This window comes from Catenovulum sediminis (assembly GCF_007289895.1).
Taxonomy (GTDB): Bacteria; Pseudomonadota; Gammaproteobacteria; order Enterobacterales; family Alteromonadaceae; genus Catenovulum; species Catenovulum sediminis.
This window is the reverse complement of record NZ_CP041661.1, coordinates 297,318-323,618: the sequence shown is the minus strand read 5'-3', so window position 1 is coordinate 323,618 and position 26,301 is coordinate 297,318. Positions and strand designations below refer to the sequence as shown.

Annotated in this window: 19 protein-coding genes and 1 pseudogene; 13 read left to right on the top strand and 7 right to left on the bottom strand. The window is 40.0% G+C overall.

The window, feature by feature from the left end; translation table 11 throughout:
- The first annotated feature begins 119 nt into the window (after positions 1-119).
- Positions 120-2,321 carry a beta-galactosidase gene (locus FNT16_RS18760; protein ID WP_143873403.1) on the top strand — a complete coding sequence of 734 codons (2,202 nt, stop codon included), beginning with the start codon at positions 120-122 and terminating at the stop codon, positions 2,319-2,321.
- 437 nt (positions 2,322-2,758) lie between these two features.
- Here FNT16_RS18760 and FNT16_RS21190 read toward each other — a convergent pair whose 3' ends face one another.
- A complete protein-coding gene (locus tag FNT16_RS21190) occupies positions 2,759-2,914 on the bottom strand; it encodes an AAA family ATPase (RefSeq protein WP_143873401.1) in 156 nt (51 codons plus the stop codon).
- Positions 2,915-2,973: 59 nt separating this feature from the next.
- Positions 2,974-3,087, bottom strand: a complete 114-nt coding sequence (locus tag FNT16_RS18750; protein WP_185976809.1) for a class IIb bacteriocin, lactobin A/cerein 7B family — start codon at positions 3,085-3,087, stop codon at positions 2,974-2,976.
- A 517-nt stretch (positions 3,088-3,604) separates the two neighbouring features.
- On the opposite strand from FNT16_RS18750, the pseudogene FNT16_RS21185 reads away from it, so the two are divergent.
- The 10 genes and pseudogenes from FNT16_RS21185 to FNT16_RS18700 all read left to right on the top strand — a co-directional run.
- Positions 3,605-4,509, top strand: a pseudogene (locus FNT16_RS21185) (DUF1549 domain-containing protein); the annotation flags it as partial.
- A 336-nt stretch (positions 4,510-4,845) separates the two neighbouring features.
- Positions 4,846-6,081 carry a DUF1553 domain-containing protein gene (locus FNT16_RS21180; RefSeq protein ID WP_425456713.1) on the top strand — a complete coding sequence of 412 codons (1,236 nt, stop codon included), beginning with the start codon at positions 4,846-4,848 and terminating at the stop codon, positions 6,079-6,081.
- A 119-nt stretch (positions 6,082-6,200) separates the two neighbouring features.
- Positions 6,201-7,547, top strand: a complete 1,347-nt coding sequence (locus FNT16_RS18735) for a DUF1501 domain-containing protein (RefSeq protein WP_221935104.1) — start codon at positions 6,201-6,203, stop codon at positions 7,545-7,547.
- 12 nt (positions 7,548-7,559) lie between these two features.
- Positions 7,560-7,949 carry a hypothetical protein gene (locus tag FNT16_RS18730; RefSeq protein ID WP_143873392.1) on the top strand — a complete coding sequence of 130 codons (390 nt, stop codon included), beginning with the start codon at positions 7,560-7,562 and terminating at the stop codon, positions 7,947-7,949.
- Between the two features lie 13 nt (positions 7,950-7,962).
- A complete protein-coding gene (locus tag FNT16_RS18725) occupies positions 7,963-8,460 on the top strand; it encodes a cytochrome c (RefSeq protein WP_143873390.1) in 498 nt (165 codons plus the stop codon).
- 7 nt (positions 8,461-8,467) lie between these two features.
- Positions 8,468-9,175 carry a cytochrome b/b6 domain-containing protein gene (locus FNT16_RS18720; RefSeq protein ID WP_143873388.1) on the top strand — a complete coding sequence of 236 codons (708 nt, stop codon included), beginning with the start codon at positions 8,468-8,470 and terminating at the stop codon, positions 9,173-9,175.
- A gap of 29 nt (positions 9,176-9,204) precedes the next feature.
- Entirely contained in the window at positions 9,205-10,218 is a 1,014-nt protein-coding gene (locus FNT16_RS18715) for an Ldh family oxidoreductase (protein WP_185976807.1), read from the top strand.
- 77 nt (positions 10,219-10,295) lie between these two features.
- The gene (locus tag FNT16_RS18710) at positions 10,296-11,519 is read left to right on the top strand and encodes a glycoside hydrolase family 88/105 protein (RefSeq protein ID WP_221935103.1); all 1,224 of its coding nucleotides are present in this window, start codon (positions 10,296-10,298) and stop codon (positions 11,517-11,519) included.
- Between the two features lie 261 nt (positions 11,520-11,780).
- Positions 11,781-14,819, top strand: coding sequence for a TonB-dependent receptor (locus tag FNT16_RS18705; RefSeq protein WP_143873384.1), 3,039 nt, complete (start codon positions 11,781-11,783; stop codon positions 14,817-14,819).
- Between the two features lie 63 nt (positions 14,820-14,882).
- Entirely contained in the window at positions 14,883-15,566 is a 684-nt protein-coding gene (locus FNT16_RS18700; RefSeq protein WP_185976806.1) for a LamG-like jellyroll fold domain-containing protein, read from the top strand.
- A gap of 51 nt (positions 15,567-15,617) precedes the next feature.
- Here the strand turns inward: FNT16_RS18700 and FNT16_RS18695 are convergent, their stop codons facing one another.
- Together FNT16_RS18695 and FNT16_RS18690 are read right to left on the bottom strand one after the other, a co-directional pair.
- Positions 15,618-15,821: a response regulator transcription factor gene (locus FNT16_RS18695; RefSeq protein WP_143873381.1), complete on the bottom strand. Its 204-nt coding sequence runs from the start codon at positions 15,819-15,821 to the stop codon at positions 15,618-15,620.
- 341 nt (positions 15,822-16,162) lie between these two features.
- Positions 16,163-18,505 (bottom strand): beta-galactosidase, encoded by a 2,343-nt coding sequence (locus FNT16_RS18690; RefSeq protein ID WP_246072584.1) that lies wholly within the window; start codon positions 18,503-18,505, stop codon positions 16,163-16,165.
- Between the two features lie 266 nt (positions 18,506-18,771).
- On the opposite strand from FNT16_RS18690, the gene FNT16_RS18685 reads away from it, so the two are divergent.
- Positions 18,772-20,331, top strand: coding sequence for a sulfatase family protein (locus FNT16_RS18685; protein WP_143873379.1), 1,560 nt, complete (start codon positions 18,772-18,774; stop codon positions 20,329-20,331).
- 27 nt (positions 20,332-20,358) lie between these two features.
- Positions 20,359-21,981 carry an alpha-L-fucosidase gene (locus FNT16_RS18680; RefSeq protein ID WP_246072582.1) on the top strand — a complete coding sequence of 541 codons (1,623 nt, stop codon included), beginning with the start codon at positions 20,359-20,361 and terminating at the stop codon, positions 21,979-21,981.
- A gap of 73 nt (positions 21,982-22,054) precedes the next feature.
- On the opposite strand, the gene FNT16_RS18675 is transcribed toward FNT16_RS18680, so the two are convergent.
- From FNT16_RS18675 to FNT16_RS18665, 3 genes are all read right to left on the bottom strand, one after another.
- Positions 22,055-23,716, bottom strand: coding sequence for a glycoside hydrolase family 43 protein (locus FNT16_RS18675; protein ID WP_143873377.1), 1,662 nt, complete (start codon positions 23,714-23,716; stop codon positions 22,055-22,057).
- Between the two features lie 32 nt (positions 23,717-23,748).
- Complete coding sequence (locus FNT16_RS18670) at positions 23,749-24,777, bottom strand: glycoside hydrolase family 43 protein (protein ID WP_143873375.1); 1,029 nt, start codon at positions 24,775-24,777, stop codon at positions 23,749-23,751.
- 100 nt (positions 24,778-24,877) lie between these two features.
- Complete coding sequence (locus FNT16_RS18665) at positions 24,878-26,278, bottom strand: glycoside-pentoside-hexuronide (GPH):cation symporter (RefSeq protein ID WP_143873374.1); 1,401 nt, start codon at positions 26,276-26,278, stop codon at positions 24,878-24,880.
- Positions 26,279-26,301 lie beyond the last annotated feature (23 nt).

Sequence of the window (26,301 nt, the reverse complement as noted above, 5' to 3'; positions counted from 1 at the left end):
TTGATACTATTATGTCTTTTGTTTTGTGTGGAATGTTAACAATTTGGCTCTTATCTAAATTCGTTCATCTAAAAAGCGCTGAATTAACCCCCCAACATGATGGTATAAAGGTTCAAACGATGAAAAGAGTGATTTTTACTTGGCTTGCTAAAGCATGTTTTGTGGCAAGCTTGACAACAAATGCGCTGGCGGCGCAATCATTCACTACGACGGTTCCCGACAGTGTTACCTTATTCAATTTTGACAAAGGTTTTGATTTAAGCGGGTTGCAAACCAATGATGCAAGCGTAAGTTTAGTCAAAAAACACGGCTCTCAACAATTGTTATTAGAAACAGGTATACGCTCTGGCGCACCCGGTGTAACGATAAAACGGCCGTCCGGCAGTTGGGATTTAAATAACTACTATCATGTAAAAATGGATATCACCAACGCTGGCGAACATCCAGCCAGAATTATTTTTAAAGTGGGGGATCCTGAAGATGGCATGGAAGCATGGCAAATGGAGATCCGTTTTGATTTAGCGCCAGGTGAAACTAAAACTGTTTCAGATGATATTGTTACTACACCTTGGCGCTTTACTAAACCACTCAATCTTCTAGCTATGCGTGCCGCGCCCGGTCAAGCCAAAACAGATTTAAGCGCCATTAACCAAGTTAAAATCACAATTAATTATCCTGCTAACGAGCATAAATTATTAATCGACAATATTCGCGCAACTAATCCAGTACGTTGGGTGGATCCCGATGGTTTTTTACCTTTTATCGATCGTTTTGGTCAGTATAAACATGCACATTGGCCCGGAAAAACACTCTCGGTAGATGATTTACGTCAGCAGGCAAAAGATGAACAACGCCAGTTAGCGGCTGAGCCCGGTCCGCCTGAGTTTAACCAGTACGGTGGATGGAAAAATGGGCCTCAGCTCAAGGCGACTGGTTATTTTAGGACTGAAAAGCATAACGGCGCATGGTGGTTTGTTGATCCAAACGGACGTTTATTTTGGTCTCACGGTGTAGGCGTAGTTCATACGGGGACAGCAACCACAGGAATTACAGATCGAGAATCATATTTTGAATGGTTACCTGAAAAAGATTCGCCTTTCGGAAAGTTTTATTCTACCGCAAGGCGGGCTTCGCACGGTTATTATAAGACTTTAGAAAAACGCGAAACTTATAATTTTACGGCGTCTAACCTGTATCAAAAATATGGTGCCGACTGGCGTGAGGCGTTTGGTCGAGTGACTCATGCACGTATACGTAGTTGGGGGATGAATACATTAGGTGTTGCGTCAGATCGCCGATTAACAACCGATGGCATTACACCTTATACAGAAACAGTTTGGGTGCGCGGCACGAAAAAAATTGAAGCGTCTAAAGGCTACTGGGGTAAATTTCACGATGTATTTGACCCCAATTTTAAACGCCAGTTAAAAAAGGCTTTATCGAATCGTGAGCATACGATTAACGATCCTTGGCTATTAGGCTTTTTTATTGAGAATGAATTATCTTGGGGCGCAGAAGGTTCACTAGCTATAGCCACACTAGAAAGCCCAGCCGATCAGCCAGCAAAAATTGAGTTCGTAAGAGATCTTAAAAACAAATATCAAAATATTTCAGATTTAAATCAAAATTGGGGCACTCATTATACCTCGTGGGATGCCATTTTAAATGCAACCAAAGCGCCAGATAAAAACAAAGCATGGACTGATTTAAGTGCTTTTTATAAAAAGATTGTGACAACCTATTTTGCAACGGTACGCGAAGCGCTAAAAGCAGTTGCACCGAACGCACTTTATTTGGGTTGTCGTTTAGCATGGGCAAATAGTGACACGGTTATTCACACGGCCGCTCAATACACAGATGTAATCAGTATGAATAAGTATCAATACCATGTTGCGAATGTCGGTTTACCTGAAGGCGTAGATAAACCCATATTGATAGGTGAATTCCACTTTGGTGCTTTGGATCGAGGCGCATTGCATTTAGGTGTTGTATCGGCCGAAAGCCAGTCGCATCGCGCTGAACTATATACCGAATACTTAGACAGTGCATTACTTAACCCCTATATCGTTGGCACGCATTGGTTTCAATACGCTGAGCAACCACCGACGGGGCGTGGTGATGGCGAAAACTATAATGTGGGCATTGTCGATTTAGCGGATAAACCTTTCCCTGAACTGGTTAAAAGTATTAAAGAAGTAGGCTATCGCTTCTATCAATTTCGCAGTGCTGCGGCAGAAAATGATCAATTAGTGCAACCGAAAAAGCCAAAGAAGATGGAATATATTCAAGTGGATGAAGATATGCATACCCGGTCAAACTAATAAAATAACAAAAACACAAGTCAATAAAGTTGGGTACAGCAGCGCTGGTTTTTTCAGAACCAGCGATGCACATAAAATATACACCAATATACAGTACCCAATCTTTGCCGTTTCTAAGTTACAAATATAAAACAGTAGGCTGATTGTGAGCAGTAACAAGGTAAAACAGGATAAGTAAGCTTGCCAAAACAGTCGCTGACACTGTTTATTGATATTCGGAATAAACTGCGTATTACAGGTTTTGTTCACAAACATTGTCTTGAGTGAGTACAAAGGTAAGACAGAAGCAATCAATACGACACTTATTATAATTTTTTGCTCGAGCTCAGTGAGACTGATGAGTATAAAATAAACTGAGGCCAATAATAAAATAGCCAATAGATAAAACATCTCTGATTTTATCAGGGCTGTAAGTAGGATGCTTTTATTGCTGAAAATCAACGATTTAAAGTCGCTATCGCTTTTAAAATAGACGATTTTCCGCTGCCATTTGCGCCACACAATAATGTGATGCCAGCAAAAATCTGATGATTAAATCGCAAATTAATTTTCTTATTAGGGTATATAATAGAGTCAATACTGACAGTTAGCATAAGGTAGACTTCAAAATTAAACAAAAAAGCTGAATGTATTCACCCAGCCCACAGGAATATTAAGCAGGAGGAGAGTATAGTAAAAGTGCTACACCAATAACAACTGGGATAAAAAAGCCACCACCATTTACCTCTTCAATCTCTTCAAACGTTAACTCTCTAATTTCATTCATAATGTATTTCCTTTTAATTAAAATTTTGTGCAATGAACTGCACATAGAAACGATACAGTATAGGGTTAATAATTTGACTTGCCCTAAAGTATAGTTTTTTACACTAAATCAATCGGTAGAACACATATCCATTTTTTTTGCGATCTGATTCTATATTTTTAAAATTAATTTAACATTGTAGTCATTAGGACCCTATGTGGGTGTTGTGTTGTTGCTTTGGTTATGTTGACCATAACATTTTTCTGATTTGTCTATTTTTTATATTTAATTCGTTTTTAACATTTAGAATGTTTGATGATTACAAGCATGTCAAATATTTAATGTGCGCGCTGTTGGGCGTATTTTTTAATCTAAATTATCGTAGAGATTGTTTCCCTTAATTTTATCGTTTAAGGGATGATAATTAAGGTTTGGCGATTAAAATTCTTTAAATTCATTGGGATGAAGCTACAAAGTATAACGTTTTACCTCACCTTTTAGTTGATTTGAATATATTGGTGTAAAGTAGTTGTTGCAAATGAGAGGATATTTTTCTAATATTTTGCTACCGGTGGCACTCGTGGTGAGTGGGTTATGGATGTTGATGGATTGTAAATGTATTTGTGCGAGATATTCACCGTGCACAAATCGGGATATTGGATTTTATAGGAAATACACGATGATAAATCGAACTAGTTTGTTAGCAGCAGTGGTGATGCTCATATGGGTAAGTGTTCCTATGACACTTTATGGATTCCCAGATAATGCAAGGAAAGCTGCAGCAGCATTCGAAAAATTTAAAAAGAAACAAAATTCAGGATGGGCATATAATCCCGTCCAAAATTCACCCCTACCACTTGTCCATCAGTCCGATTGGCCTACTACAACAGTGGATTATTTCGTATTGGAAGCTATTGAAAAGGCCGGTCTACAGCCATCTGTTTCAGTCAATAAAGAGCAATTTATTCGACGAGTGACTTTAGACACTTGGGGACTGGTCCCTACTCCTGAAGAGGTTGAAGCCTTTAAACGCGATCAAAGCCCGAGGCCTATGAGCGTTTAGTGGAGCGGCTACTTAGCTCTGAAAAATTTGGTGAACGTATTGGACGAAAATGGCTTGATTTAGCTCGCTATTCGGACAGTTCAGGCTTTGAAAGTGATGACAATCGTCTAAACATGTGGCGTTATCGAGATTACGTTATCAATGCTTTTAACCAAAATAAGCCTTACGATAAATTTGTCATGGAACAAATTGCAGGGGATGAGCTGTGGCCGGAAGCTTTTGAAGCTAATATCGCAACAGGCTTTTTAGCTAACTACCAAGACATGGGAAGCTTCCGAGATTTATTGTTGAGGAAATATGACATTGAAATTGAGATGTCTGAACAGGTTGCTGAAACTTTTTTGGCTGCAAGTCTTGGTTGTGCAAGATGTCACGACCATAAATATGACAAAATTAGTCAAAATGAGTATTTTGGTTTTCATGCTTTTTTCGCCAATTCTGCGGCGTTTGAAGAATTGGAAATTTCAAAGGAAAACTGGACTGTTTGGGATCAACAGTATCAAACACAAAAGCAAAAATATGATCGCCATACTAAAGAGTTAAGAGATCAACAAACGCAAATACTGGATAAGGTTCGCGTAGACGGTTTGAAGTGGAGACGTTTGAGGTATTTTGCAAATGCGCGCGAGTCTCTGTACAAGCCAGAGGAGGAAATTACCCCTTTAGACGTTTGGGTTATCCATAGAGCCAATTTTATAGAAGTCGACGCGCAAATTATGCGTTATTTACGTGCTTCTGCTGATGAAACACACAAAGCATACGACGAGAAAAACATACCTTTATGGAATGAGTATGATGCTTTACAACAACAAGTTGTTAAGTATGACCACTTAAAACCAAAGAAAGGTTCTCCTTATTACACAGTGGTTCGTGATTTAAGTGCAGAAGCGCCAGAAACTTATCTTCGATTTGGTGGTATTCATGAGCGGCCGACAACTGTAGTCGAACCGGGTTTGCCGAAATTATGGGCCAAAGATTACGATTTGAAAATTGAACCTATGGGTAATTCAACCGGACGACGCTCTGCATTGGCGAAATGGATTGCGAGTAAAGATAATCCGATTACCGCTAGAGTATTCGTCAATCGAGTTTGGGAATTGTTTTTCGAAAAGGGTATTTCAGTGAACACTGCTGATTTTGGTAAAGCCGGCACAGCTCCAAGCAATTTGAAATTATTAGACCATATTGCTTATGAATTTATGGATAATAATTGGGACGTTAAGTGGTTGGTGAAAACTATTTTGTTGTCCAAGACATATAGACAGGTATCGGATTACCGCAAAGACGTATATGCGATTGACTCAGAGAACAAATTGTTAGCTGTATTTCCGCGTAAGCGTTTAGAAGCGGAACAAATAAGAGACTCGTTACTTTATGTGTCGGGGAAACTAAACCAGACAGTTGGCGGCCCAGCGGTATTTCCAAAAATCCCTGAAGCCATGGCGCAAGGCAATAAATATTGGAATAACAAAGCTGGATTAGAAGACAACTATAGGCGTAGTGTATACACATTTATACGCCGAAGCCTTCCTTTTGCTTTAACGTCCGCCTTTGACCCTGCTGATTCGAATGCAATTCATCACAATAGAGTTGTCAGTACCACAGCGTTACAAGCTTTGACTTTGATGAACAGTCACGAAGTCTTTGAACTGACCAAAGCTCTATCGGGAAAAATTATTAATGATGTGGGCTTCGATAAAGAAAAAATGGTGAAGAGTCTGTTTTACATTCTGTTTGGTCGTGAGCCTGATCCGGTCGAGTTAAATTCTTCAATAGATTTTTTACAACAACAAACTTTGCTTATTTCAAATAAGGCATGGGATGGCGAGTTCTCTATAAATGTACCATCTGGGTTAGATTCCAATGAAGGTGTTAATCCACTTCAGGCTAGCGCATTTGTTGACTTGGTTCATGTATTAGCTAGCTCAAATGAATTTATTTATAGAATGTAGCCACTTATAAAAAAGGTTAGGGAATTTGTATGATTGATTCAAAAAGGCAGTTTTTAAGGGCTTTGGGTTTAGGAGCTAGTTGTAGTGCCCTAAACGGATTTATTCCAGGAATGGGCTTCATGTCGACCGGGTTCGCTAATGAAGTTGCATCACTTGGTGAGATAGGTTTGCATCATGAGTCTAAGATCGATTCGGTCATTTGGCTTCATCAAAATGGCGCACCAAGTAGCATGGACTTGTTTGACTATAAACCTTATTTACATGAGATGGATGGGCAAGATATTCCAGAGCATTTTTTGCAAGGCGTTACAACTAGTTCCGCCGGTGGGATTGGCAAACTGTATGTCGATCCTAAAAGAACTTGGAAGCAATATGGTAAAAGCCAAGCTTGGTTTTCTGATTTGTTACCGAATTTAGCCGAATGTGCTGACGACATGACTTTTTTACGCAGTTGTAAAACTGTCGGAGCGACACACTCTATTTCAATTTTAAAAATGAATACGGGCGAACTCCGTCCAGGGCGTCCATCATTGGGGGCTTGGGTTTCGTATGCATTAGGATCTCGAAATTCTGATTTACCACCTTATGTGGTGATGTATAACCGTACTCAACCAAGAGCGGGTACGCCAAACTGGAGTGCAGGTTTTTTACCCGCTATGCATCAAGGAACGGCATTTTTGCCGGGAGAATCACCTATCTTGTATCTGCAGCGTCCAGATCTCGTCTCAACAGCACAACAACACTCAGCCTTGTCATTTTTAAAAGAATTTGATTCAAAAAATCCAAATTACCAATATGACACAGAGTTACAAGCTCGGCTGCGTACTTTTGGTTTGGCAGAAAGAATGCAACAAGCTGCGGCACAAGTTGTTGATGTGAAGAATGAAAATGAAGAGACGAAGCAATTGTATGGCATTGATGATCCGATTAGCGGTAGTTATGGTCAAGTGTTATTGCGAGCGCGTCGTTTAGTTGAAAATGGTGTACGTTTTGTTCATGTGATCAGCGGACATCCAGAAGGTGATGCATCAATTGTTGATTGGGACGCACACTCAAATTTACCCAAAAACCATACTGTAATGGCTGGAATGGTAGACAAACCAATTGCTGGCCTTATTAAAGACCTCAAAGCAAGGGGGTTGTTGGAACGAACATTGGTTGTTTGGGCACAAGAATTTGGTCGAACCCCTTGGGGTGAATCAGGAAACGGTCGCGACCATAACCCATATGGATACACTCAGTGGATGGCTGGAGGAGGCCTGAAAAAAGGCTTTAGCTACGGGGCTACTGATGAAATTGGTTTAAATATTTTAGACCCCAATACAGCGGTTGATACGTACGATTTGCATGCAACAGTTTTACACCTGATGGGATTAGACCATATGAAAACCACCTTTGTTCATAATAATCGAGCTGAGCGCCCTACCGTTAATTTCGGCAAGGTTGTTCACGACGTTCTAATTTAGGAGAGAAATAGAATGAAACACATAGTTCAATTTCTACTAGCATTTGTTATCAGTTTTCAATTTCTTGTAACTGGGTCGGCAAAAGCATCTGCATCAGAGATCGATATAGATCTGATGAAATTTATTGAACAAACGAATGATAGTCTAGGTTCGAATTTAATGATGAATAATCAAGCGGACGCTATAGAGGATTCAGAGATGTTGCGTGAGCTATTACTTATGGTTGAAGAGCATTTTGAAGTCAATTCGTTGAATAATCAGGCGCTAAAAATTTCGAATCAAGCTGTTTTTATATCTAATGATTTGCGTGCTTCTTTGTATATGAATGACGTTGAAAAAGCAAAAAAAATTCACGTAAGCTTGTCTGAAAATTGCCAAGCTTGCCACAAGATATTTGAATAAGTGGAGATGTTGAATGAATACATTTTTTATCAAGCGCAATAAGAATAAATTAACGCCCTACATATTGCTGTTACTAGGGTTTACTTTACCGTTTGGTGTTATTGCGACTGATCTGAAAAGCAAACAAGTTATTCGAAGTGAGATAAAAGAGCGAAAAGCGGCTTTCTCGTTGATGCAACGATATTACGCTAGATTAAAAGGTGCCATTGAACAGGTACCTCTGACTCAAGTGAATCAATCGTTACTAGCTGACGCTCGCTCTTTACTTTTTATGAGCCAAGAGGTGCAAAAAATGTTTCAAACTGATGTCGCTAAAAACGAATTCAGGAGTAAAGCGAAAGATGGAATTTGGGACAATTTGGCTGCTTTTAATCATGAGATGAATGATTACGTTGCACGAACTGCGCTGTTATTAAATAAACTTGAAAATAACAACACCACAAGTTTCAAACAAGATGTTTCTGACTTAGGCCAAACCTGCAAAAGTTGTCATAAGCAGTATAAGAATTAGGTTGTGTATGAAACAAGAGTCTTCTACATATTCAAAACAAACGGGCATGGTGTGGGATATACCATTGAGAATTGTGCATTGGGGTCTGGTCCTGTCTGTTATATTGGCTTACGCGACATATTATGTTGGTGGGGAATTTTTTAGTTACCACATTATCATAGGGTATGTAGTGATAGTGTTAGTTTCATTCAGACTGGTATGGGGAATATTTGGAACTCATCACTCAAAGTTTGTCAACTTTAACTGCCAACCCAAAAAAGTTTTTTTATATGTTAAAAAAATATTTAACAAAGAAGAAGAATTGTATTTAGGGCATAACCCTTTAGCGTCAATTATGGCTTTATTGTTATTAGCTTCAATGTTAGTGCAAGGTATTAGTGGTTTGTTTGTCAGTGACGATGTTGAATATTTTGGCCCAATGTACTTTTGGGTTGAAGAGGAAACATCAGGCTTAATGAGAAATGTGCATCGCCTGATGTTTCATGTTTTGATGGCATTTGTCGTGATACATGTTTTAGCTGCCGTTGCTCATTTTTTCTTTGGTGAAAAATCAATCACTTTTTCTATTGTAAATGGTCAGAAAGTCATAGCTAACAAAGATTCAAACTCAGATTTTGTGACTTCGTCCAAATTGTTTACTGCACTTTGTCTGTTTTGTTTAGTGACCGGCGGATTGGCTGTGCTGTGGTTTTATGTTCAATCTGCATCTATCTGACATCAGATAGATGTATTATGAGTGTTTTTATGACTGATATTGTTAGATTTCAATACGAACAACTGTTAGATAAGTTGGCAAAAGCCTTAACAAATTTAGGCGTTCCGGAGGCAATGGCGTATCAGGAAGTCGCAATAATGCTTGATGCTGATAAATGTGAAGTTCCGTCACACGGTATTCGCATGTTTCCCAAATTAGTTCAGGCTATTTCTGATGGTCTTGTTGCGCCGGATATTGAACCAACCGAAATGAAGACAAACAATGCAATGACTGTTATTGATTACCACAATGGGTTAGGACGTTATTCCTCTCAGCACGCGATGACTCGAGCGCAAGTAAATGCTCGAAAGTTTGGTATCGGTGCATGTATTGCCATAAATACTACGCATTGGGGCAGAGCTCATTATTACGTGCGTGAAGCTGCTAATAATGGCTTTTTAGGTTTTTGTACCACAAATGCAGTTCCTTCAATGACTTTGCAGGATTGTAAGTTCGCCGTTTTAGGTAATAACCCGATAGGTATCGGCGCACCTACTGGCGATGGTACGGCTCCGCTTGTACTAGATATGGCTTTGTCGCAAAGCTCAGTTGGTAAGATTGCTACCGCTAGTCGTCATAACAGAAAGGTCGAATATGGTCTTGGTGTGAATCGCTGCGGAGAGTTGTCAGATGACCCTGACGAAATTTTGGACGGTGCAGTCATACCAATGGGAGGGTATAAAGGTGAATCGTTGGCGATAATGACTGAATGTTTAACTTCAATATTAGCCGGTTCTGACAATAGCCTTGAATTAAAAGACGATAACGCCCCCTCCGTTGATAGCCGTTCCTCGAAGTTGTTTATCGCTCTAAATATTAATGCTTCTACTTCGTTAGAAGCTTATTACGGCAAAGCCAATAAATTTATTCATTCACTTAAAAAGACATCTGTGAATTATCGAAGTCCAGGAGAAAGAAGTTGGCATGCTGCAAAAAACAACTCAATTTCCATTCCTGTTCACAATGACATAGTGGCTGAACTGAAAAAATTCGGAGTCGTATAGGAGGCATCATGCTGTAAATTCACGTAGAAACTCAAAAAAAAAATACCTACAACAATTAATTCACGGGAAACGTAATCATGTTGAAAAAATATCATTCGGCTAAAATTTTTCTGGCCGTTTTGGTCACTATATTCGTTACGATTAAACCAGTAGCGGCAGGCACTCAAGACAAAATCATCCCTACAGATAAAATGTGGGGTGAACGAATGGCTTTAACTCTGATGCAGCAAAGCCCCAAAGCATGGCAAATGTATTACTACAAATTATTATCTGGCCCAAAATGGGATTATCCTTACGGGTTAGTACTGCTTTCTTTCCAAAAATTATATGAAAAAACCGGAGATGAAGTTTATCTCGAATACAGTAAGCAATACGTTGATGATATGGTAGATGCTGAAGGCAATATAAAAAACTACCAGATCGAAAAATTCAGTTTGGATATGCTCAACAACGGAAAGATTTTATTTTTGTTGTATGAAAAGTATGGAGATGGGCGGTATCTGAAGGTCATGCATACGTTACGTAAACAGCTTGAGTGGCAACCCCGCACCAAATCTGGAGGCTTTTGGCATAAGAAAATATATCCGTACCAGATGTGGTTAGACGGACTTTATATGGCTTCGGCTTATTGGGCTCAATATGCCGACCATTTTGGTGAATCTGAACGTTCTTTCTCTGATATAGCTCATCAGTTTATCTTAGTAAACAACATGACTCGTGATAATAAAACTGGCCTGCTTTTACATGCATGGGACGAGAGTAAATTACAGCGCTGGGCAGATCCAGAAACAGGCCGTTCACCAGAAGTATGGTCTCGAGCGTTAGGTTGGTATGTTATGGCGCTTGTCGACACCCTAGAAGTTTTCCCGGAAGATCATAAAGATAGACAAACGCTCATCACCATTTTAAATAATGTGAGTGAGAGCATTGTGAAGTATCAGGATAAAAGTGGTTTTTGGTATCAAGTTACAGATAAAGGTGACGAGTTTGGTAATTATCTAGAAACTTCTGGTACCGCTATGTTCAGTTATGCGATGGCCAAAGGTAGCCGCCTTGGATATCTACCCAAAAAATACCATAAAATTGCCCTTAAAGCTTTCAAAGCAATAGTGGATCATCACATCGAAATAAATCCAACCAATAACGAATTGGTATTAATCAAGACGGTTGCTGGTACTGGTTTAGGCAACTCACCTTATCGTCCAGCTACATTTAAATACTATGTTGAGGAAGCGGTTAGACCGAATGATGCACATGGTCTTGGTGCATTTATTTTAGCTAGCGTTGAACTTGGTATGTAAACCTGGCCACTTATCATTGTAACCATTCATTGTGTATAACAAATGCGGAATGCCGTTAATGTTGGTTCCGCATTGGTGGATGTCTATTTGTTTGGTTACAAGACATAAATAGCACATTTAGTTTTTTCGTTGGTTTTAGGTCTGGCGTGGGGGGCCCTGTGCTGGAAGAAAGTAATGGTTATTTGTGTTCACGTGTCAACTTTATTCCTGCGTTTCTGCGCAACGGTTTGCTTGAGTGGGTAAGTATTGACAGAGAGAATTATGGAATTTAACAATATTATAAATTTGCACAAGGCTGTGATTCAAACCACTTGTTTGGGGTTTATGCTATGCATGCCAACGCTAAGTTATGCAAATGATTCAGAGCAACAAATTGAGCTAGTCAGTAAAAAAGATACAGTAGGAACCCAAGAGGTTATTTCGGTTCAAGGGGCGGATCGTTATAGCGATGCAGACTTAGCTGAATCTTTATCAAGAGTGCCAGGCGTGTCAATTGACGAAAGCTCTGACAGCGGCCGACAGGTTTCAATGCGAGGACTCGGACCTCGTTATATTAAGACCACTATTAATGGCATGGAATCGGCGGCATCGGGTACAAATTCAAGTGTTGTGGGTGGTTCGAGTAATACTCGATCTTTAGATTTTGGGATTTTTGCTTCAGAGTTATTTACTCAAATAGAGATCGAAAAGACACCTTCGGCTGAAATTGAAGATGGGGGTATTGGTGGCAATGTAAATCTACAAGCAGCTCGACCTTTTCAATATGATGGTTCTATGTTTTCGTATAGTTTTAGCGGTAGATATTACGAAATCAGCTCTAAAATTAAGCCTCGCATGTCGTTTATGGCGAGCAAAAATTGGAATAATAAATTTGGCATATTAGGGTCGATTGCTTATTCCAAAGGGCTTTCTCATTTCGAAGGGGCAAGTACGGTTAGGTGGACCGTGCTTAATCCTAAGTGGGATGAAAATAGTACATCTGTCCATGATGGTGGAACTAACCGGTTGTTGGCTGAACCTATTACGACGATTTCGGAGTCTGGACCCTATACAAATGAAGGTCTTGATGGAAAATGGATTCCGCGTATTCCTCGTTACTCTATATTCACTCGAGAACAAGAACGTTTTGGTACAACTGCAGCAATTCAATACTTTCCATTTGATGATTTCAGTCTAAATATTGATTGGTTGTATGCATCGATAAAGTCAGTCGCAAATGAATACCAAAATTCGATATTGTTCCGTGATAATAAAGATAACCCACAGATTTATCCAGAAAATGTAGTTGTAGATGTTTCGAATAATATAGTTGCAGGAGCATTTTCGAATGCAAGAATTCGCTCTGAAGTGAATCAAGGGATTGCTCAATCTCAGTTTGAGCAAGCTACTATCGATGTCAATTGGAAAGTGAACGACAGTTTGAAGGCGAAAATACTAACGGGTTACGGGCAATCAGAGTTGGACGTTCCTTATCAAAATATGTTTGCATTAGATGCCCATAATTCAATCGTCGCATACAGTTGGGATACGAGTATAGAACCAATTAGATTAATAAATGAGCAAGGCCTTGATTTTAGTAGAGGTACAATGAATGCATCGATTCCTTCTTTTGTTTGGTTACCTAATCATCGTGAGGCCACTGACAAGGATTATAATGGAGATCGCTATACTCTCGTTAATGCAAAGCAGGAAACGAGCAACGGCCGCAATTACCATTTAGCTTTAACTAGGACTGAAGCTGAGGTTGGAACGAGTGAAAATTATAGCATTAAATTGGATTTTTTATATTCAATTGATACTGCTTTTCGATTGAAACTTGGTTCAAATATTCGTTCATTTAAAGCCGAGAGACATAACTATAGAAATTATTATAAGCGTTTGAGTCAAGATGGTTTCGGCACTCAAGGCGATAGAGCTGAAGCTTGGATTAACAGTTACACGTTTAGCGACGGGGATAAATTAATTTATATAAATGAGCTAGGAGAACAAATAGAAATACCTAGTTTAAATGGTGAACGCTTTTCTTCAAATTTGCATGCATCAGGCGTTGATTTTGGCAATGCCGTATCTATTCCAGTTACTTCCAGTTTAAATGAAAATACTTGGTTGATTCCTGATTTTGACAAACTTATGCAATCTTTTGGGCAAATGGATTTTATGCAACGGCGAGAGCGATTTGATCAAGCATACGTTGTAAAAGAAGAGGTTATTGCAAGCTATGTACAACTAGATTGGGATTCGACAATTTTTAACTATGGTGTCAGAGGTAATATTGGTTTACGCCATATTCAAAATACCACGACTTCATCAGTAATAGATTCCAGCAGTTATATTAAAGATTATTTTAAGGCGGAAAGTTACAACTGGAACAGTAAGGTAAACAAAGATTCTAACTTACTGCCTTCATTTAATTTATCACTAGACTTAACTGATACAACTTTAGCTCGTATTAGCGTTGCCAAAGCAATTACTCGACCTTCTCTAGATGTTTTCACGTCAAAGGTATCAATAGGAATGCCATCGGAAAATTCAGACACTGGTGAGGTTGAAGGTGGTTTGATTAAACGAGGTGCGGGGCCAACTCTAAAACCTTATGAATCAACGCAAATGGATTTAGCGTTGGATTGGTACTTTGCAGACGGCGCACTTTTAGCTGGCGCATTTTTTTATAAAAATATCACGAGTATTACTACAGAAAAAACAACGCAGATTTTGTCAGCGACAGAAATGCGCAGTTTAGGCATAGATCCGCAAAAAGTATCTGATAATTATGAATGGTCTATCGAAAGTATTGCTAACACGCCTCCGCAAACTATGTGGGGTGTTGAATTTGTATATCAACAACCGTTTACCTTTTTGCCCGCGCCTTTTGATGGCTTGGGTATAAAAGCAAATTATACATATGTTGATTATACCAGAGATGTTCAAGACCCGATGACACAGCAAATAATGACCTTAACGGAAGAGGATTCTTCAAAAAATATGTTTCATGCGACTCTGTATTATGAAGGTAATCAATGGGGAGTTCGCTTGGGTTATAACTACCGCCAAGGGTTCGTTAAACAGTATCGTAATGAATATAAAGATGAAGGTACTTTTGTTCGAGGGTACGAGAGTACTAATGTGTGGAAAATATCAGGCCATATCAATCTAATGGATGATACCGTTTTATCAATTGATATCAACAATATTACTAATGAGCCTAAAATTCAGTGGGGTAATTTATACAATCGACAACCGGTTGAGTATTTGTTGCAGGGGCGCAGCCTCATGGTTGGAATAAAGAGTCAATTTAATTAATAGTAGTACTGCCGCATTATGGTGGATGTGCTCATTGCGTGTAAGTTTTTAATCGAGGTAATTATGCAAATAAATAGATTAGTACAGGTATGCCTACTTAGTTGTGCGTTGACTAGTATGGCTATCGGTTCGCCAAGCGTTGATAGCGATAGCGAATGTTGGAGATTAGCTCATTTTCTTAATATTACTCAGTCAAACATAGAGATTGTAGGTAGCCCAAAAAAATCCTCAGACAAGGATAGTGCTTTGGTATTTAATGGTATAAATGACAGATTGTTTATCACCAAAAGTCCTGTTCACAATTACACTGGGTTTACTATAGAGATGGAGGTACATCCATATGCCTTTTCCGAAAAAAATAGTGAGCCAAGATTATTGCACTTTGAATCAACTGAAGATGGAAATAAGCGGATCACTATGGAAATGCGTATTACCGAAGATAACAACTGGTACTTTGATGCTTTCCTAAAAAATGGAAAAGAAGGGTTAACGCTTGTTGACCCCAATAAGCTTCACGCCACAGAACGTTGGTACAATGTCGCAATTACATATGATGGCCATTGGTTTTCCACTTGGGTACAAGGAAAAAAAGAGCTTAGTCAATCATTTTATTTTAACGGACTTGGTGAGCATATCACTGGCTCGGTTGCCGCGAGATTGAACAAAGTTCATTGGTTTAAAGGTGAGATTGGTCAAATTTGTTACTCAAATCGAGTATTGTCTGCTAGCCAATTTAAACTGCAATAAGTATTTTTTACTGTATGTTTTGTCTGGAGGCTGTCAAGTCTGTTTAATGTATCAGCCGTTTCTAGCCGTGCAAATTAGCTCAACTCTATTTTTAACTTGCAATTTTGAGTATATGTTTTTGCAATGAAATTTAACTGTGTGTTCAGTTACATGTAATCGTTGAGCGATTAAACTGTTTGATAGCCCCTGAATTATACATTGCAGGACTTGTTGTTCCCTGCTCGATAACTGAGATATGGTTGCTGTGTCTCTCACAGAAAGTCTCCTTCTTTTACCTCATAAATCCTATCGGGTGTTGCGACCACATAGCTAATAGAAATCCGATACGCAAGACATGCTGATGCGGTCAACATGATGTGAGAATGCGTTACTATATTTGAAAATTAATAACAATTTTAAAGCAATTAGTTTACCTTCGTTTTTGCTGTTGGTTAACTGTGCATTGTTCACAAAATTTGTGCGAGTGAAGGATTAGATATCTTTTTGTAGGCTGCTATGGTGTCTTTGCGGTAAAGGATAAAACATTGATTAAAGCTAAACGAAGGTGCATAGGGTCTCGTGCGAGACCCTAGTAAGCGGTATAAACACAAATGTTGTTATTTCACTTTTACATCGCCAAACTTTCGTTGGTATAGTTGGCGGTTAATTTCTTTTGCTGCGTCAACCATTTCTGCATATGGTACGTCTGCCATCGTGACAAAACCTGTATTATAGTTTTCACCATCGTGCGCCCGACCTGTAATGGGTGAATCTAAATACTGAAACCAATGTGCGCCGACCATGTAAGGGTTATCAATAACGCTTTGCATGTAATCTTTATACATTCGCGCCCTGTCTTGTTGGTTAGCAGCATGAATTAAACCTGGATGATATAAACCCGTGTCACTGGTTGCACCTATGTGATATTCACCAATTAAGCTAGGTTTATCTAGTTTTTCTAAGAAAGCCCATGCTTTTTCATGCGCGTATTCACGATAATAGTTATAACTCATGATATCTGCATATTTAGCCGCGGCTTGAGCTGCTTCATGCGTTAAACCCCAAGCTGCCATACGGACACCCATGTACATGTGATTAGGTAACACTTTTTCTAATTCATCATGTACTGTTTTAAAGTAAGCTTCGGCATAGGCAAAAGATAAATCTGATAAATCCTGCTGCATTGCATCATTAATCGGGTGGCGAACAATATCGACACCTTCATCTAAAGCTTGCCATGACGCGATTTGGGTTCCCCAGGCATTGTTTAGATCATCAATTGATGCGTGTTTTTCTCTTAGCATTTTGACAAAGTGCGTTTTAGCTGGGCTATCTTGCAATTTGTTTTTAAGCGTATGTAACACGATGGCGTAACGTTTTTGTAAGCTCGAGTTATTACCCCAACTTTTTTCATTATCGACAAATATGCCAATACAATACGGATTGTTTTGTACTTCTTCTGCGATAACTTCTACTGTTACTCGTGCCCGGCGTTTAAATTCTGGATCAAACGGATCTGGCATGCGTGACCAAATATCATTACCCGAAGTGACGGTTTTAAAATCACCTATGATCCATCCATTGGCAAAATATGGGATCCGGTTCATTTGGTAAAAACTGGCGTCTGCCCAGTTACCGGTTGAAGTGAACCCCCAGTTTTTGAAGCGTTTAATGGTTACATCACGCCATTTATCTAAGTATGAATCTGGGTAAGACTCACCATATCGACGTTCAAGGTTTGCTTGATAAAAACTAAAAGTTTCACCATGTTCAATTGGGCCTTTATGTGATTCGCGACGATAACTGTAGTGATTGGCTAAAGGGTCATCGTAGTCGGGCAACCAAGTGAACATTTTGTTTCTTAATTCTGAGGTCACAAATGCTGTTTTTTGCGCTTCTTTTGACACCGGACGTATCCCCAACGAATCTTCAGGGGTGACATCTTCTGGGTCTTTGTAGCGTACAGAATCATCTTTAAAATCGACACCTGTATAGGTGGTTGTATTCGCAATACGTATGTTGGCTAACGCAGACGAGAAAAACAGGTGACCTTGCGGATCGATAATGGCCCACTTACCATCTACTTTTTCTGTTCTGAAAAAACCAGTAGCTTCTAATTTAGGGCCGCTTGCCCAACCGCCAAATTCACTTCGGTCGGCCATGGTGCCTTCTTCTTCTAACTGTTTAATTTCGGCTTCGGCGACTGCTTTAAGCTGAGCGTCAGTTTTTATTTTGGTCGGGTAATCAAATTTATGGCTCTGGCCAAATTTATCGGCTAAATCGCGTAAATAAGCTAAATTAAATTCTGGGTTTTGTCTTATTCTTAAATTATCAATTTCAATGGATTTTTCATATTTACGTGCAAGGGTCTTAAAACGAATTTCACTAATAGCATTCATTTGCATGCCTTTGTAACCCCGCATCCAAAACATTTTATGGTCGTCAGTTTCCCATGATTTTGGATCTTCTCTTAAACCACTATCTATGGTCATTTGTTCGCCGGTTAATACACCGTAGTAAGTGCCTTGATAACCCGCTGGAATACTGATGCTGCGTTCATGAAACGCGCCATACGGATTAAAAATTTGAACGTAAATTTGTATGGACGTGTCAGAGGTGTTTTTAATGTCTGCCGCAAGATTAATATCGCCTAAAGTGCTCCAATCCCATGGTGTTTGCGGTTTTAAAGAAACGTACGACTCTAATGCACTTTGCTCAAAGGTTATTTTTAACGATGTATTTTCACCACTGGAAACAAGTTTACTCTGTGCGCCTTCTTGTACTATTTGCAACATTGCATCAGGTTGTTCGAAATTTTCTAAGGTCAGCACAGAATCTATTGTTACGCTCTGTTTAGCCGGCGTTAACATATTTGTATTTTCTGTTTTATGACCCGGATCGCTGCAAGCAGCGAGTGCCAAACTCATGCAGACAACCGATATTTTTAATTTATTAACCACCTCAATCCCCTATTACTCATAATTTTAATATTTCACATACTAATATAACGACATTATTGTTAACATTGTATTGTTGTCAATCTGTTTGTGGCTGTTCTTAGGTGCTAAACTGAAACAAAATCAGCTCATTTTTTATCTTTTCAGAATGATTTTTTAACAAATTAGACAAACTTTTATTAAAGTATCGTTTATCTTTCATGTTAAATCAAATATAATATATTTAATTTACATATAAAATATAATTTATAGCAATGCAAGGTGCCACCATGAGATTACTGAATAAACGGCCAGTTAATTTTACTGCAGGGTTAATAGCTTGTGTATTAACGGCTTGTAGCCAAACCACAACTGAAAACAGCACGCAATTCGATACAAAAACAGAAAAACCAAACATTGTCATTTTTTATGTTGATGATTTAGGTTACGCAGATTTAAGTAGTTATGGTGCAATTGGTGTTAAAACGCCAAATGTTGATCGCTTAGCAGAAAATGGTGTGCGCTTTACCGATGGTCACAGCTCTGCTGCAACCTGTACGCCCTCGCGCTATTCGTTGTTAACTGGCGAATATGCCTTTAGAAAAAAAGCACAGGTTTTAAAAGGGGACGCCGCGCTACTCATTGATCCGGCTCAACCCACTTTGCCTTCAATGCTTAAAAAAGCCGGTTATACCAGTGCGGTTGTGGGTAAATGGCATTTGGGTTTAGGCGATGGTACAAAACCGATTGACTGGAATAGTGAAATAAAACCAGGCCCATTGGAAATTGGTTTTGATTATAGCTTTTTACTGCCGGCGACCGGTGATCGTGTACCGGCGGTGTATATGGAAAATCACAAGGTGATTAACCTATCTGCTAACGACCCGTTATACGTTGATTACACTAAAAAAATTGGCGATCGACCAACCGGTTATGAAAATCCAGAACTGCGCAGACAAGTCGCAGACGATCAACACAATAAAACCATCATAAACGGTATTAGTCGTATCGGTTGGATGCAAGGTGGAAAATCGGCCGAGTGGAAAGATGAAGACTTTTATACTGTCTTTACCGATAAAGCCAATCAGTTTATTGAAGACAATAAAAACAATCCGTTTTTTCTATTCTTTTCATTTCATGACATACACGTACCCAGATTACCGCATGAACGCTTTATCGGAAAAAGCGAAATGGGCTTACGGGGCGATGCTATTGTGCAAATGGATTACATAACAGGTCAGGTCATCAATAAACTGGAACAAGCCGGAATTCTAGACAATACACTGGTTATTTTTACCAGCGACAATGGCCCAGTATTAAACGATGGTTATGAAGATCAAGCGGTAGAGTTGTTAGGTCAACATCAGCCGGGCGGTGTTTACCGTGGCGGTAAATATAGTGCATATGAAGCAGGTACAAGAGTGCCAACCATTGTTCACTACCCTAACCGGGTGAAACCTGCTGTTAGCAATGCATTGATGAGTCAGGTTGACATATATGCTTCAGTGGCAAATTTATTGGGCATCGAATTAGCCGAAAATGAAGCCATTGACAGTCAGAATCATATTGCTGCTTGGTTAGATGGATCTGTCAGTGGGCGCGAAGAATTAATAGAAGAAGCATTTACCTTGTCTTTACGTCAAGGTGATTGGAAGTATATTTCACCGAGCACCAATAAAGATGGGTGGATAAGAGATAAAGGCATTGAAAGTGGTTTAATTAATGTGCCTCAGCTTTACGATTTAAGTAAAGATCCTTCTGAGCGACACAATATCGCGGCATTACATCCACAGCGGGTAAAACAGATGCAGCAAAGAATTGAGCAGCTGGTTGCCAAAACTCAGCGTTAAGTAGCATTTTAAAGTAAGCTGAATCTAATGAAAAAATTAACGCTGATGGCAGTTGCCATCTCGGTTGCTTTAACCGCATGCTCTAACGTTTCTGATAAAACGTCCACTCGCACTGCAGATAATCGCGCGACAGATACCCGTGATACGGGCGCTCAGGATACGGGCGCTAAGTATGCAGAATCTTGGGACGATTTAGCGCAAGTAGACGAAAGACCTAAATGGTTTCAAGATGCTAAATTTGGCATTTATACGCATTGGGGGCCGGTTTCTACGGCCAACATTGGGTTGGAGCAAGGTGCCGGCTGGTACGGTTTAATGATGTATATGGACGAAGCGTACGATTGGAAAAACGGCATCAAACGCAAACGAAACGGTAAAACCTTTCCTTCTGGTATTTATAAGCAACACACTAAAAACCATGGCCATCCTTCTAAGGTGGGTTATAAAGACATCATCAAGAAATTTAACCCATCACAATTTGATGCAGAATTGTGGGCAGAGCTATTTGCAAAATCCGGTGCGAAATTTGCCGGGCCGGTTGCCATGCACCATGACAATTTTGCGATGTGGGACAGTGAAGTGACACGCTGGAATGTTAAAGATTTTAACGGCATCGATGTCACGGGTGAGCTAAAAACATCGATTGAAAAGCGCGGAATGAAATTTTTAGCTTCGTTCCATCATGCATTTACCTGGGTGTACTATGCCAACGCCTACCAATTTGACGCAACGGAAGAAACCGCTGACTTGTACACCGATCGCCATGCGTTAACCGATTTTAAACCGTCGAAAAGATTCCATGACGAATGGTATGCAAAATTAGTTGAAGTGGTTGATAAATATCAACCCGAAGTTATCTGGTTTGACTGGTGGGTTGAAGAACTAGACGAAGAATACCGCAAAAAATTCATCGCTTATTATTACAATAAAGGGGCTGAGTGGGGTAAAGATGTGGTTGTGAGTTATAAAAACACATCGTTTCCAAGCTCAGTCGGTGTATACGATTATGAGCGTGGCCGACCTAACAAACTTAAAGACGAATATTGGATGACAGATACCTCGCCAGGTGCTTGGTTCTACCGTCAAAATGCGCAATTTGTTGAACCAAACGAGATAATCGATATTTTAATTGATATTGTTTCTAAAAATGGTTTGATGCTACTAAATGTGCCGCCTAATCCTGACGGTTCAATTCCGCAAGAAATGCAGGACATGTTATTAAATATTGGGCAATGGTTGAACATGAATGGTGAAGGTATTTACGAAACCCGTCCGTGGAAAGCATTTGGTGAAGGCCCAACGCGCATTAGAGCGGGCGGCCACAAGGTTGAAAAGCAAAAAATAGCTTACACTGACAAAGATATTCGTTTTACCCGTAAAGGCGATAATACCCTGTATATGTTTGTCTTAGATAAACCACAAGCAGACATCATTGTTAAAACTTTAAGTACCGATTTAACTTTGCTCGATGGTGAAATAGACAGCATTGAAATGCTGGGCAGCGGACAAAAAGTGCATTGGCAGCACAATAGCGAAGGGCTTGTCATTAATAAGCCGCATACGATCCCAAATGATTATGCAGTCGGTTACAAAATCAACTTAAAAATTGCCAAAGAGATAGGTATTGGCGGCGAAGACGATCCACAATAAAGGGTCTTTAAGTTTTTAATAGCCAACCTGCAAAAACAGGTTGGCTTGTTTTAATGGTGAATTAAAAGTTCAGTTAAAAGACTTCAGTGTATTTAAAGTAACTAAAATCAGCGTGTTGCTTTTGCCCAGATAAATCCTGACAGGCGAGCGCATAAAAAGCGCCGGTAAAGCATGGCTGATAGCCGTAATCTGACTGAACCACATAATCATCAGATAAAATACTGCCGTCTAAAACAGGGCCTATTTTTAACCACTGTCCATCGAGTGTTGCATAATAAAACTGCAAATCTGCCCCATAAAATTCAGCTTTTAAAAATACTTTTCCAGCGCTGGATAGGTCAACTGGTTGGCATGCTTGATAGGTTTGGTGTTTGTCACAAACCAGCAGACTGAGCCATTTTTCCTTTTTACTGTGCGCTGTGTTATTTACTGAGCTCTTTGTAGTTTTATTGGCAGTGTTCTCGGCAAAGTCCCCTCCATGTATATGCAAATAAAAATAATGGAAGGTATTGTAGTAACAAGCTAAACCAGCCATTTGCTGAAAATGATCTGGGCTAAATTCAATGCAGGTTTGCGCTTCGCTCTTATGTGCTTGAATTCGCCGCCCAAGCAAACTTTGCTCAAAACAAGAGCTGAGCGACTCGCGGCCATATAATCTTAAGTAACCCGGGTTGTCGGTCGTATTTGCCCAGTCGTCTGTGATCGGAACACGTAACGATTGAAACTGAATATCTAATTCAGGTTTATCAAAATGACACATCACGTCGCTATTGTTAGACGCACCAGCGGATTGTGTAGCACCTGCTGGTGCTTCTACCTGTATACTTGCAAGTTGATTACCATTTGCCAGGTATAACCAGTTGTCTGCATGCCACTGCATTTTTTCTATCGCAGTTTCTCGTCCTAATATACAGCGTCCGCGCGGTGTCAGTGGGCGTGATGCTAAAAATACCATATACCACTCCCCTTCTGGGGTTTCGACTAGATCAGCATGACCTGTTTTTTGTAAATATGCGTTGGCTTCCTTTTTAGCGGTGAGTATCGGGTTATCGGGATGCAGATCGTACGGTCCTAAGATATTTTTTGAGCGTGCCAGCGTGACACAATGCTCATATCCCGTCCCACCTTCTGCGGTTAGCAGATAGTAGTATCCATTACGTTTATAAATATGCGGACCTTCAGTGCAACCATGTTGGCTGCCAGAAAAGATATGGTGAGGTTGGCCTACTAATTGTTTGCGCTTAAGACAGTATTCTTGCAGCACAATACCGCCAAAAAATTTGCCTTGTCGATGATCAACTAACATATTTATACAATAAGTCCGGCCGTCATCATCATGAAATAATGACGCATCAAAGCCGCTGGCATTTACAAACACAGGATCAGACCAAGGCCCCTTGATATCAGTTGCTGTAACCAGATAATTGGGCGTGTCTTTCCAGTTACCGTAAAAACTTCGAACATTACTGTACAACAGATAAAACACACCATCTTTGTACGATAGGCAAGGTGCCCACACACCACATGAATCCGGATTACCGCGCATATCCAATTGAGACACGCGATTGAGTGGGCGGCTAATTAGCTGCCAATCAATGAGATTTTTTGAGTGGTGGATTTGACAACCTGGAAACCACTCAAAAGTTGAGGTGACAATGTAATAATCGTCTTTTACTCGGATAATGCTCGGATCTGGGTTAAACCCCGTTAAAATGGGGTTTTTAATTTGCTTCACAGGCACCTCTGCATTAGCAACTCAATTCAGGGTTATATCTGCTCGTAAGGGTCGATGGTTTTAATGGTGCCATCTGCCTGATGTATAAGCTCTGTCATTTTAATACTGCGTAAATGAGTTTGTCCGCCTGATAACGAGCTGTCGTGATAAAATAAATACCATTTGCCCTGATATTGGGCAATAGAGTGGTGCGTTGTCCAACCCAACACTGGATTTAAGATAACACCTTTATAAGTAAAGGGACCGTACGGGTTGTCAGACGTCGCATAAACAATTTTATGTGTATCGCCGGTAGAATATGAAAAGTAATATGTACCTGCATATTTGTGTAACCAAGGACCTTCAAAAAAACGACGATCGGTATCGCCAGCTAAAATTTCTTGCCCTTGTTCATCTAATAAAGTGATCTCACGAACCTGCTCGGCCAGAGAAATCATATCATTAGTTAATTTGGCGACTCTTGGTTTGATGGCGACTTCGTTTTCTGCTGGGTAACGTTCATCACTCAATTCGTTATTATGCCAACGCTGTAACTGTCCACCCCAAATGCCACCGAAATAAAGGTAATAGTCGCCATTGTCGTTATATACAGCTGGGTCAATACTGTAGGTGCCTTGAATGTAGTCATCTTGCGCGACAAAAGGACCATATGGTGTTTGACTGCTTGCAACACCTATTCTAAAAATCCCAGCTTTGTCACGTGCCGGAAAATATAAATAATAAGTTCCGTCTTTTTCAGCTGCATCCGGTGCCCACATTTGTTTGCTCGCCCACGGGACATCGGCTATATCTAATGCAACACCATGATCTTTCGCTATTCCCTGCGGCTGTTCTAATGAAAAAACGTGATAATCACGCATCGCAAAATGATCACCATCGTCATTCATGGGTTCATTCGTTTCAATGTCGTGTGACGGATATATATACAGCGTACCATTAAATACATGTGCAGACGGATCAGCTGTGTACATATGGGTAACCAAAGGCTCTGAAATACCTTTCAATTCTTTAGCTCTTTGTATATCGATCTGATTAGTGACTTCTGCATCGCTAGGCGTCATATCTTTACCTTACTTCTGAGTTTTTAAATTGTCTGTTTGACAATAACGTTTTTGCATACAACAACCCGTAATGAGGTTGTTTTAAATGGTTTTTTGTCTTTTACGCTTGAACGGGTGCTGGCTCGGAAACGTTCATGGTTGACTGTTCAGTTTTTAATGTTTGTTGCTCTAGTTTGTTTTGTACATCGCGTAAATAACCTTCAGTTAATTTATATTTAAAGATTAAAAGCAAGCTGGCAGTTAGGAGTACAACCGGAACTGCTGAAAATGCGATAAGGATGCCTTGCAACGTATCAGCCGACTGGGCTTGATTGGGTATATAACCATACGCCGCCAATAACCAGCCTGCTGAGGCTCCACCAATCGCAAAACCGAGTTTAATCGCTAACAGGTGGCCCGAAAATGTCATCGCCATAATTCGGCGACCGGTTTTTAACGCGCCATAATCGACCGTGTCAGCAACCATGCTAAACAAAATTGGGGTCACAACCATATGCGCAAAATTAGCAACAATAAACGCAGCGTATATGGCTTCAACCTGATCGCTGGGCAAAACAAATAATAAAGCGTGAGAAACAATGCCAACCGCCAAGCCAGCTATAAATAACTTTTTATTATCAACATATTTGGAAAATAAGATGGTACACACCGCACCTAAAACCGAAGCAATGCCACCTAATGTCATAAAACTCGCCATCAGTGATTCATCGCCCAAGTAATACTTTACATAATGTGGTGTCACTGAGCCTCTAAGCGCAACCAGAGTAAGTAAGCAGACACTCACGGCTGAGATCAATACCCATTGGTCATTTTTGAACAAGCTAAAAAAGTCACCGTATATCGTTCTGCCCTGCTCTATCGGCTGAGGTATTTGTTTCTCTTTGGTAAAGCGAAAACAGGCAAGAAAACATAATATTGCGATGACTGCCAAAACCATCATCGCATATTGATAACCTGCCGCTTTATCACCTTGGCCTAACCAGTCAACTAACAATGGCACACCCGAAACAACCAGCAATAAACCAGTCATCGCCATAGCGAATCGATATGATTGTAAAGAAGCTCGCTCTTTTGTATTTGATGTTAATACCCCCCCTAATGCTGCATAGGGAATATTTATGCAGGTATATAACAGCATCATTGCGGCATAACTCACATACGCATAGATGAGTTTTCCACTATCTGAAAAATCAGGCACACTAAATGCCATTACTGCCATAATGCCGTAGGGCACGGCTAAATATAGTAAATAAGGTCGGTACGAACCAAAACGCGAGCGCGTTCTGTCTGCAATACCGCCCATTAACGGGTCGGTAATAGCATCAAATATACGAACGACTAATAATAAGGTACCGGCTGCCGCTGCGCCTATGCCAAATACATCGGTATAGAAAATTAACATAAAATTGGCAACAACTTGAAAAACGATATTGCTGGCGGTGTCTCCCAGGCCATATGCTAGTTTTTCTTTGACCGACAGACTTTTGGCACTACTCGACATAGGGTTATTCCTTAAATATGACA

Coding starts and splice junctions, on each gene's coding strand:
- FNT16_RS18760 (WP_143873403.1), top strand. CDS start 120: ATGAAAAGAGTGATTTTTACTTGGCTTGCTAAAGCATGTTTTGTGGCA.
- FNT16_RS21190 (WP_143873401.1), bottom strand. CDS start 2,914: ATGCTAACTGTCAGTATTGACTCTATTATATACCCTAATAAGAAAATT.
- FNT16_RS18750 (WP_185976809.1), bottom strand. CDS start 3,087: ATGAATGAAATTAGAGAGTTAACGTTTGAAGAGATTGAAGAGGTAAAT.
- FNT16_RS21180 (WP_425456713.1), top strand. CDS start 4,846: ATGCGTTATTTACGTGCTTCTGCTGATGAAACACACAAAGCATACGAC.
- FNT16_RS18735 (WP_221935104.1), top strand. CDS start 6,201: ATGTCGACCGGGTTCGCTAATGAAGTTGCATCACTTGGTGAGATAGGT.
- FNT16_RS18730 (WP_143873392.1), top strand. CDS start 7,560: ATGAAACACATAGTTCAATTTCTACTAGCATTTGTTATCAGTTTTCAA.
- FNT16_RS18725 (WP_143873390.1), top strand. CDS start 7,963: ATGAATACATTTTTTATCAAGCGCAATAAGAATAAATTAACGCCCTAC.
- FNT16_RS18720 (WP_143873388.1), top strand. CDS start 8,468: ATGAAACAAGAGTCTTCTACATATTCAAAACAAACGGGCATGGTGTGG.
- FNT16_RS18715 (WP_185976807.1), top strand. CDS start 9,205: ATGACTGATATTGTTAGATTTCAATACGAACAACTGTTAGATAAGTTG.
- FNT16_RS18710 (WP_221935103.1), top strand. CDS start 10,296: ATGTTGAAAAAATATCATTCGGCTAAAATTTTTCTGGCCGTTTTGGTC.
- FNT16_RS18705 (WP_143873384.1), top strand. CDS start 11,781: ATGGAATTTAACAATATTATAAATTTGCACAAGGCTGTGATTCAAACC.
- FNT16_RS18700 (WP_185976806.1), top strand. CDS start 14,883: ATGCAAATAAATAGATTAGTACAGGTATGCCTACTTAGTTGTGCGTTG.
- FNT16_RS18685 (WP_143873379.1), top strand. CDS start 18,772: ATGAGATTACTGAATAAACGGCCAGTTAATTTTACTGCAGGGTTAATA.
- FNT16_RS18680 (WP_246072582.1), top strand. CDS start 20,359: ATGAAAAAATTAACGCTGATGGCAGTTGCCATCTCGGTTGCTTTAACC.
- FNT16_RS18670 (WP_143873375.1), bottom strand. CDS start 24,777: ATGACGCCTAGCGATGCAGAAGTCACTAATCAGATCGATATACAAAGA.
- FNT16_RS18665 (WP_143873374.1), bottom strand. CDS start 26,278: ATGTCGAGTAGTGCCAAAAGTCTGTCGGTCAAAGAAAAACTAGCATAT.